Below are 9,846 nucleotides of genomic sequence, written 5' to 3'. Positions count from 1 at the left end.
GGGTGAAGACCTTGTGCTCGTACAGGGCCACCAGCTGGCCGAGCCGGAAGGGAGTCAACCGGTCGGTGAGAATCGTGTTGGTGGGACGGTTACCCGGAAATGTCCGGTGTGGAATGATTTCGGGGTCCACCCGGTCGGCGGCGAGCTGCTCGGCGGTCCGGCCGAAGGCCAACGCCTCGGTCTGGGCGAAGAAGTTCGCCATCAGCAGGACATGGTGGTCCGCACCGCCTTGGCGCACGTCGTGATTCGCCGTGACAAAACCGATGAAGTCGGCGGAAACCAACGCGGTTCCCTGGTGGATGAGCTGGAAGTAGGCATGCTGGCCGTTGGTACCGGGAGTTCCCCAGACAATCGGGCCGGTGGGGACGGGAACAGCTCGCCCGGCCCGGTCCACCGACTTGCCGTTGCTCTCCATGTCCAGCTGCTGGAGATAGGCGGGAAAGCGGCCGAGATAATGACTGTAAGGCAGCACGGCATGGGTCTGCGCACCGAAGAAGTCCCGATACCACAGGCCGAGCAGACCGAGCAGCACCGGCAGGTTCCGCTCGAACGGAGCGGTCCGGAAGTGGACGTCCATCGCGTGGAATCCAGCGAGCATGTCCCGGAAGTTGTCCGGCCCGATCGCCAGCATCAGGGACAGGCCGATCGCCGAGTCCAGCGAATAGCGCCCGCCCACCCAGTCCCAGAACTCGAACATGTTCGCGCTGTCTATACCGAACTCCGTCACTTTTTCCGTGTTCGTCGAGACTGCCACGAAATGAAACGGAACCGCGTCCGGACCGAGTGCGTCGACCACCCAAGCCCGCGCGGTGCGGGCGTTCGCGAGCGTCTCCAGGGTCGTGAAGGTCTTGGACGACACGACGAACAACGTCTCGGCCGGATCGAGGTCGGCGGTCGCCTCCCAGATGTCGGTGCCGTCCACATTCGATACGAAACGAAACTGTATCGACCGGTCGGAGTAATCCACCAGAGCCTCGTATGCCATGGCCGGCCCGAGATCCGAACCTCCGATCCCGATGTTGACGACAGTCCGGATGTGTTTGCCGGTAACTCCGGTCCAGACGCCGGAACGGACCTTGTCCGCGAAGACCGACATCCGCTCGAGCACGGCGTGGATCTGGGGAACGACGTTCACGCCGTCCACTTCGACGACGGCGTCCGCGGGAGCGCGCAACGCGACATGGAGCACGGCTCTGCGCTCGGTCGTGTTGATCCGCTGTCCCGTGAACATCGCCTCGATCTGCGCGCGCAGTCGCACCCGCTCGGCAAGGGCCGTCAACAAAGCCACCGTCCGGTCGGTGACCCTGTTCTTGGAATAGTCGAGATAGAGCCCGTCGGCTTCCACGGCGAATGTCTCGCCCCGGTTCGGGTCGTCGGCGAACAGGTTGCGCAGGTGGACGTCGGCAATCTCGGCAAAGTGCTTGTCGAGCGCTGCCCATTCCGGCGTTCCCATGATGGGGGACGCGTGCTGGACAGCATCAATGGACGGCTCGATAGGAGACATGATCTTTCGGGACCTCCCAGTCCGATGGCCGCGGGCGCGTCGGCGACACGCTCACGATCCTGCATGCCCCACGCCAGGTCCACGTCACCACGTCACCGGCCAGGTCACCGCGCGCGTCACCGGGTGAGTCACCGGGCGGGCGGTGCCGCGGGGCACCGGATCGCCGCCATCGCGGACATGCCACCCTATAACAGAAAGTAAACAAATGGATCCATAAGGTCATCAATCTGGAGCTACTGTGATGTCTGTCACCAATTTGTCACAGTCGCCCGGGACCACCGGGAGAGCGACGGGTGGCCACAGTCGTACACTCACGATTGATTTGTGGCCGGAGGGCCAAAGGCAGAAAGAGATGTCGGTTGTCGGCACGGCCACCGACGGGCACGAATGCGGCCAATGTCATCCGTACGGTGGCGAACGGAACCTGACCTTTGTTGATCGATCGCTCGCTGGTGCAGGCCGCGCTCCCCGGCTACCAGGTTGACGGTGAACTGGGCCGTGGCGGCTATGGGCTGGTGCTCGGCGGCCGCCATCGGTTGATCGGCCGGAATGTCGCGATCAAAATCCTGCTCGACACCGCCGACGACGCGAACCTGCGCGGTCGCTTCCTTGCCGAGGCGCGGGTACTCGCCGAACTCGACCATCCGCATGTCGTGCGTATCCACGACTACGTCGAACATCAGGGCACCTACCTGTTGGTCATGGAGCTGCTTCCCGGCGGCACGCTGCGTCAGCGCGTGGCGGTCGGCCCGATGTCGCCCGAGGCCGTCTGCGCGTTAGGCCTCGCCGCGGCGGCCGCACTGGATGCCGCGCACGCCCACAACGTCCTGCACCGCGACATCAAGCCCGACAACATGATGTTCGCCTCGGACGGGCTTCTCAAAGTCACGGACTTCGGCGTGGCCAAGATTTTCGAAGGCACCGAGACGACGGCGAGCGGTGTTCTCGGGACGCCTCGATACATGGCCCCCGAGCAGATCACCGGAGGTCGCCTGTACACCTCCACCGATCTCTACGCACTCGGCGGGGTGCTCTACGAGCTACTGGCCCGTCGGCCACTTTTCGGTCGGACCCTGTCCGTGGGCGCGCTGGTCAACCATCACCTCAACGTGACGCCACCGCCGCTGGACGGCGTGCCCGACGCCATCAGCGCGATGATCATGCGCACGCTCGCCAAGGACCCGGCCGCCCGGTTCCCGAGCGCGACCCAGTTCGCGCTCGAACTGGCCGGGGCTGCCGCGCACACGTTCAGCCCGGACTGGCTCGCCGAGTCCGGCATCAAGGTCCGCCTCGACGACGAGATCCGACACGCGGCGCAGCGGCCGCCGGCCCGGTCGAACCCACACCCGCCGGGCAGCCGGATACCGGGCAGCCGGATACCGGGCGGCCAGGTACCTGGCGGCCAGGACCCGTGGCCGGGCCGGGCCGGTCTCCGGCCGCCGGCGACCGCTGCGCCCGGCGATCCACGCGGACAGCGTCTGAATGCCGACCCGTGGGTACCGCCGGCAGCGGTCACGCCGCCGACACGGCTCGCCCCGGGGCAGTTCCCGCCGGCCCATCCCGATCCCGCGGCGGCCCGCCAACCTCGGCCGCAGCCGGCGCAGGCCGGCTCCGGCTGGTGGCAGGCGAACCCGTTCGTCCCACCGGCCGGTCGGGGTCCCGGGCCGTCCGGACCGCAACCGACATCCGGCTATCCGCCGGAATGGAAAAACTACCCTACGCAATCAGCCCGGCCGTCGCGCCGGACCTGGCTCGTCGTGGGTGTCTCCTGCGCCGTGGTACTCGCGTTGATCACCGGTGTCGCACTGGTCACAGCCAGAAACCACCGCACCAGGTCAGCCGCGCTGTCCGCGACGTACTCCCCCGGCGTGGCCTATGCCGGCCCGACGCTGACCGTGGCGGGGCTGGACGCCTATGACGTCACCATCGACAAGGCGGGCGCGCTCTACATCACCGACTGGACGAGCCACCAGGTCCACAAGATCAGTAAAAACGGGACCGTGGTCACCGTCGCCGGCACCGGGACCAGTGGCTCCACCCCGGACGGCGGACCCGCGAACCAGGCACAGTTACACAGCCCGGCCGCGACGCTCCTGGACGCGGCGGGGAACATCTACCTCAGCGACTCCGGTAACAACCACATCCAGAAGATTGATACAAATGGGATCATCAGGACGATCGCGGGTACCGGGACGGCCGGCTTCACCGGGGACGGCGGCCTGGCCACGTCGGCCCAGCTAAACGAACCGAACGGGCTGGCGCTGGCCGCCGACGGCACCCTGTACGTCGCCGACTACAACAACCAGCGCATCCGACGGATCAGCCCGGACGGTGTGATCACAACAGTGGCCGGTAACGGAACCAAGGGCTTCGCCGGCGACGGCGGCCCAGCCACAGCGGCCGAGTTCAACAACGTGAACGGGCTGGCGATCGCCGCCGACGGCACGCTGTACGTGGCGGATCTCGGCAACGAACGCGTCCGCAAGATCGACCCAAACGGAATGATCAGCACCGTGGCCGGCAACGGGTCCTACGGCTACGGCGGGGACGGCGGCCTGGCGACCGCCGCGGAACTGCGCATCCCGAGCGTCGCGGTCAGCCCCGACGGCGTCCTCTACATAGCCGATTACGGCAACCAGCGCATCCGGCGAGTAGGTGCCGACGGACGGATCGCGACCGTGGCCGGCAATGGGACCGAAGGCTACGCAGGCGACGGCGGCCCGGCCACCCGGGCGCAGCTGTCAAGCCCGACCGGCACCGCTGTCGACGGCGCGGGCAACCTCTACATCGCCGACGACAAGAACGACCGGGTCCGCAGGGTCGACTCCACAGGTGTCATCACGACCATCGCCAGGACCGGATAGTCCCAGAGGGTCAAGCAGAACAGGCGGAAGTACGACATGCCAGTCGATCGGGAGCGAGTGGCGGCCGCGTTGCCGGACTACGACGTCGGCGACGAACTCGGCCGCGGGGGCTTCGGCGCCGTGCTCGCCGGCCGCCACCGGCTGATCCGCCGGGATGTCGCGATCAAAGTCCTGCACGAGCACACAAGCGGGGCCGAGGACATCCGGGAACGCTTCGTGGCGGAGGCGCGGGTTCTGGCCGGACTCGACCATCCCCACGTCGTCCGCGTCTACGACTACGTGGAACGCGACGGCCTGTGCCTGCTGGTGATGGAGAAGCTGACCGGCGGCAGCCTGCGCCAACGGTTCGCATCCGGGCTCAGCCAACCAGGGGCCTGCGCCATCGGGCTGGCCGCCGCCACCGCGCTTGCCGCGGCGCACGCGAAAGGCGTGCTGCACCGGGACGTCAAGCCGGACAACCTGTTGTTCACCGACACCGGCCTGCTCAAGGTGGCCGACTTCGGCATCGCCAAGATCCTCGAAGCCACGGCGACAACGACCACCGGGCTTGTCGGTACGCCCCGTTACATGGCACCCGAGCAGATCGCAGGCGACCGCCTCAGCCCCGCAACGGACCTGTACGCGCTCGGTCTGGTCGTCTACGAGCTACTCGCGGGGCGGCCGCCGTTCGAGAAGAACCTGACGGTCGCGGCGATCCTGCACCACCACCTCAACGTAGCGCCGGCGCCGCTCGTCGAGGCGCCGGCGGCGATCGCCGCCGTGATCGGGCGTGCCCTGGCGAAGAACCCCCTGGCGCGGCAGGCATCCGCCCAGGAGTTCGCCGTCGACCTCGCCGTGGCCGCGGCGGGGGCCTTCGGCCCGGGGTGGCTCACCGCCGGCGAGGTGCCGACAACCCTGCCCGACGTCATCACCGCTGCGGCCCGCGACGGCGTGTCCGCGAACACCACCAACTCCGGCCCGTACACCGTCAGCCCGGTACCGAAGCCGGTGCCGGTGCCGGTGCCGGTGCCGGTGCCGGTGCCGAATGCAGGGCCGAATGCAGTGCTGGCGGCGAGGCTCGACGCAGGGCCGAATCCGACGCGGCGACAGCCCGGCCCGCGCCGCCTGCTCGGTGTACGGCGCAACCGGATCATGGCTGCCGCACTCGCCGCGGCGCTGGTCGCCACCGGTGCCGCGCTCGCGCTCGCGCTCACCTTCGCCGATTCCGGCCCCAGGCCGGGCACAGGCGCATACGCGGGCGACACCCTGGTCTACGAACTGCCGCTGGCAGCGGGTCTCGCGATCGACCGGAACGGGAACATCATCATCGCGAACGCGATCCTCGGCCGGGTCATCACCATCGACCCGGCCGGGCACGCCATCTGGCTGGCGGGGTCACCGCCACAGTCCACGACGACGACGCCGACAAGCACCGCGCCGTCGACAACCAGGCCGCCCAACGGCACGGAGCCGGTCAGCCCGACAGCGGCTCAAAAGGAGGTGATCGATCAGCCGGTCGCCGTGGCGGTCGGCCCGGACGGATCGGTCTACGTCGTCTCCGGTGCCTCTGACGGCCAGGTTTTCGCAATCGAACGCAGTGGCGCCATCACCGTGGTCGCGGGCACTGGTCCGAAAAAACAGGGATTCACGGGAAACAACCGGGGTAACGCGACCAGCGCGGAACTGTCCTACCCGCAGGGTGTTGCGGTCGACAGGGACGGCAACATCCTCATTACCGAGGGCACCCGCGTGCGTCGGGTCAGCGCCGACGGCAAGATTGACACAATCGCCGGGACCGGCGGCCCGACCGGCAGAGGCGGAAGCTCCGGCGACGGCGGCCCGGCCACCCAGGCTCTGCTGACCCGACCGACGGACATCGCCGTCGCCGGGGACGGCAGCATCTACATCCTCGACACCGGCACCAGGACAGTCAGAAAGATCGACCCGAAAGGGATCATCACCCGCGTCGCGGGTAAGGCACCACCGACGGGAGCCTCCACGCCGTCCACGCCGTCAGCCACACCTTCGCCGCCGGCGATCGGCAGCATCGGAGACGGTTCCCCGGCGACTGATGTCGCGCTCGACGAGCCTGACGGGATCACGCTGGCGCCCAACGGTGACCTCTACATCGCCGAGTACGGGACCAACGCCATCCGCCTGGTGAGCGCAGCCACCGGCCGCATCAGCACCGTCGCCGGGGCACATGCGGCGACAGTGCTCGGCGACGGAGGTGACGCCCGCGAAGCCCGCGTCTACGGCCCGACCGGTGTGGCCGTGGACGCTACCGGCGCGGTCTACGTCGCGCAGTACGACGGCCTGGTCAGACGAATCGCCGGCGACGGGTCCATTTCGACCGTGCTGAAGCACAACCAATGAAAACGATGAAAACGATGAACCCGGCGAACTCGGTGAATCAGTCACTGAGGTCACCCGGCGGCCGGGACAGAAGGCACCACCCGTAGCCATCTGGTTACTCAAATGAGTTGTCGGTGTGTCGGATCAGCGTGAGTAGCGACAGGCTCCGGTCATCGTGGACGGCGCCTGTCCACCCCGTCTTCCCCGCGAGGTCTGACATGAAGAAGCTCGCACCGGTGTGCGCAATCGCGTTTGTGATCTTCTACGTTGCGAACACACCCGCCGACGCGGCCGGTCTGGTCCAGTCGGCGGTCAGTCTGCTCGCAAGCATTGCGGACGGAATCTCCCATTTTGTCACCGCTGTCGCATGACGACGCCCGCACACTCACGGACCGGCGAGCGGACGCGTCACCGCGACGATCGACGTCCAGTCCGACAGGTCCGATTCGACGACGCCCCAGCGGGCGCCCTTCGCGGCGATCACCCGCCCGTCACCGACGTACATCCCGACATGGCCGGGTGCCGCGGGCGTGCCGTCCGCACCCGGAATGAACAGCAGGTCACCGGGCTGCGGATCGACGCCGGAGACGACCGGGCCAGCCCGCATCTGATCGACGGTGACCCGCGGGAGCGACACCCCGATCTGGGCGTAGGCCGCCTGGACCAGCGACGAGCAGTCCCAGGTGTCCGGCCCGGTCGCGCCCCACACATAGGCCTTGCCGAGCTGGGACCGCATGAATGCCACCACCGGAGCGACCGCGGCGGCCGACACCGGGGCACCGGTCGCGACGGAATCGCCGTAGACCTGCGCCCGCGCGAGGATGGTCCGCACGTAATTGCGGGTCTCCGGATACGGCGGGAGACCCGCGTAGGCCAGTACGGCCCCGGGCCCCGCGTTGTAGGCCGCGAGCATGTTCTCCTGCGCATCACCGGGAACCGACGCCACGGACGCGGCCACCGCGCAGTCGTAACGGGCCGCGGCCGGGATGGCATCGGCCGGATTCCACACATCCCCATGGCCGTGCAGCGCCCACGTCCCTGGCATGAACTGGGCGATACCCATCGCACCGACACCGGACTGGGCGGTCGGGTTGAAGCCGGACTCCTGATGCAGCTGGGCGGCCAGCACAGCCGGGGTGACCTCGCCGCAGCCGGCGTTGGCCGCCGCATCGACGATCATTGGCAGGTACTCGGGCGGGATCCCGTCCCCATTGGTGATGACCCTGCTCCGGCCGGAGCCGTTGCTGCCGATGAAGGGGCCGGCAATGATCACAACTACTGCCATGACCACGAAGACGAACGCGATGATGGAGCCCATGAGGCCCACACCGGTCCAGAGCAACCACTGCCGCCGATGCACCCGGCCGGCTCCCGACGCCATGGCTTACCGGCCCGGCGCGTCGCCGTAGGAGTTCGCGAGATCCGCCGCGGCCACGAGCCAGGTGCCGTCGGTCTGGCGCAGCAACGTCAGGAGCGGGTTGGACACCGTCTCCACCCGGCCGCCGGTGTGGTCGCTCACTGTCGTGCGCCGCACGTTGAGCAGCAGCACCACCCGACCGGTCGCCCTGGTGTCTATACCGCCCAGCGGGGATGTCGCCAGGACGACGACGGTGGACCGGGTGCCGGCCGCCTGCAGTTCGAGCCATGCCCTGGTCGGTCCCTGCGCGGAGTCGTCACCGAGGCCCTGCCCACTGAGCTGGGCAAAGAAGTCCGGGGTCATGCAGTCGCGGGCACGCGGCAGGCCGGCGTTCGGCCCGCTGTCGGCCCGCGCGTCAAAGGATTGCCAGCGCACGAAGCAGTCCGCGGCGACACTTGCAGGATCATGGGTGTCCAGCGGAGTGGAGGCGGGCGGTGAGGCGGTGGCGAGGGGAGGGCCGGGCGGCACGTTCGCGGCCGGCGGCGGTCCGGTCGTGGACGGGACGGCGCTCGCCCGAGCCGCGACGTCACGAATCGCCGAGCAGGCGGACCCGCCACCCGCCAGCAGCAGCAACGCGATCACGAGCACGATCATCCTGGACGCCCGCCGGGATGGCGTCGACTCAACGGACGAGCCAGGACAGATCACTCCCTGCCGTCCAGCCAGTCCCGGACCCGGCCACGGCGGACGCGCCACTGGTGCCCCACCTTTCGGGCCGGGATCTCCCGTTCGGACAGGAGCTTGAGCACCGTGCTCTCCGAGAGCCGCAACCACGCGACAAGCTCGTCGACCGTCAGCACGTCATCGTCCGCAGGATCTCTGCCTGTCGCCAACGCCGCCACCGGGACGCCTTCCTGTGCCACGCGACGACCCCCTTCCCGAGCACATCGTCGCTGGCGCCGGAAGTTACACCCATACAAGGCACCGTGACGAGCCCCGAAGGGGCCTTGTCATACTTGAACTACTCGTGTTACATCGATCCGTCCAAAGCTCGAACCAACTAACCACAAGTAACGGCAATAGGCATCAACCAGCCGGAGACTACCACGGAGGTCGACAGCGCGTGACCGATGTATCGCAGGAACCGTACGGTGAGGACGGTGACGCACGTCCCGTCTCGCTGATCGGTGCCCGCATACCCGCGCCGACCCCACGTCCGGCCTCGACGACCCGTGGCGCGGCCCCCACCGACCCGATCCCGACACCCAGGTCCGCTACCGGCTCAGGGACCGGCAGTGCCAGCGCCGGCGCCGGCGGTGAGGACCCAGCGGGCGCAGGACGGGCGGGCGGTCGCCTGCGCCGCCGGTTGCGCGGTGGCCCGAACGACGAGGACCGCGCCGCGGTCGACGACCCCCGCCAGGCCGAGACCTTCCTCCTCCATGACACGGCAGGCCTGCTGGCCGCCGACAGCCCCATGGCCGTGATCGCCGAACAGACCGTGACCCCCGAACAGACCGAAATCCCCGAACAGACCGCGGCGCCGGAACCGGCCCCGCCGCCCCCACCGGCCGTCAACGCACGCCCGGCCGTCGACCCGGGGCCGGCCGTCAACCCAGGGCCGGCCGTCAGTGGCCCGCCGGATGCCACCGACGGCCGGCCCACAGTCGTGCGCCTGGACGGCAGAAGGCGGCGCACTCATGCCGCTTCCGCGGCTGCGCCGCCAACGCGGGCACAGGCGGTTGAGCCGGCACCGTCAGCGGAGCCCGCGGAGCCGGTTGAGCCCGCGG

7 protein-coding genes and 1 pseudogene are annotated in these 9,846 nt (G+C 68.7%); 4 read left to right on the top strand and 4 right to left on the bottom strand.

What is annotated here, in order from left to right; all coding sequences use genetic code 11:
* The coding region (gene pgi, locus U9977_RS13215; RefSeq protein ID WP_322749543.1) for a glucose-6-phosphate isomerase at positions 1–1,504 on the bottom strand (1,504 nt) is incomplete at its 3' end.
* Positions 1,505–1,935: 431 nt separating this feature from the next.
* Here pgi and U9977_RS13210 point away from each other — a divergent pair.
* From U9977_RS13210 to U9977_RS13200, 3 genes are all read left to right on the top strand, one after another.
* Complete coding sequence (locus U9977_RS13210; RefSeq protein WP_322749542.1) at positions 1,936–4,368, top strand: protein kinase domain-containing protein; 2,433 nt, start codon at positions 1,936–1,938, stop codon at positions 4,366–4,368.
* A 36-nt stretch (positions 4,369–4,404) separates the two neighbouring features.
* On the top strand, positions 4,405–6,723 hold the full coding sequence (locus tag U9977_RS13205; protein WP_322749541.1) for a serine/threonine-protein kinase: 2,319 nt from the start codon (positions 4,405–4,407) through the stop codon (positions 6,721–6,723).
* A 197-nt stretch (positions 6,724–6,920) separates the two neighbouring features.
* On the top strand, positions 6,921–7,073 hold the full coding sequence (locus U9977_RS13200) for a hypothetical protein (protein WP_322749540.1): 153 nt from the start codon (positions 6,921–6,923) through the stop codon (positions 7,071–7,073).
* A 14-nt stretch (positions 7,074–7,087) separates the two neighbouring features.
* Here the strand turns inward: U9977_RS13200 and U9977_RS13195 are convergent, their stop codons facing one another.
* The 3 genes from U9977_RS13195 to U9977_RS13185 are packed head-to-tail and all read right to left on the bottom strand — an operon-like array spanning position 7,088 to position 8,982.
* Complete coding sequence (locus tag U9977_RS13195; RefSeq protein ID WP_322749539.1) at positions 7,088–8,083, bottom strand: bifunctional lytic transglycosylase/C40 family peptidase; 996 nt, start codon at positions 8,081–8,083, stop codon at positions 7,088–7,090.
* Positions 8,084–8,086: 3 nt separating this feature from the next.
* Complete coding sequence (locus tag U9977_RS13190; RefSeq protein WP_322749538.1) at positions 8,087–8,713, bottom strand: hypothetical protein; 627 nt, start codon at positions 8,711–8,713, stop codon at positions 8,087–8,089.
* A 50-nt stretch (positions 8,714–8,763) separates the two neighbouring features.
* A complete protein-coding gene (locus U9977_RS13185) occupies positions 8,764–8,982 on the bottom strand; it encodes a helix-turn-helix domain-containing protein (RefSeq protein WP_322749537.1) in 219 nt (72 codons plus the stop codon).
* 200 nt (positions 8,983–9,182) lie between these two features.
* Between U9977_RS13185 and U9977_RS13180 the strand changes: the two are divergent.
* Positions 9,183–9,846 (top strand): annotated as a pseudogene (locus tag U9977_RS13180) (hypothetical protein); the annotation flags it as partial.

The organism is Protofrankia sp. Cas8, from assembly GCF_963555845.1.
Taxonomy (GTDB): domain Bacteria; phylum Actinomycetota; class Actinomycetes; order Frankiales; family Frankiaceae; genus Protofrankia.
Note: the sequence above shows the minus strand (reverse complement) of the source record. Positions and strands in the feature narration are given on the sequence as shown.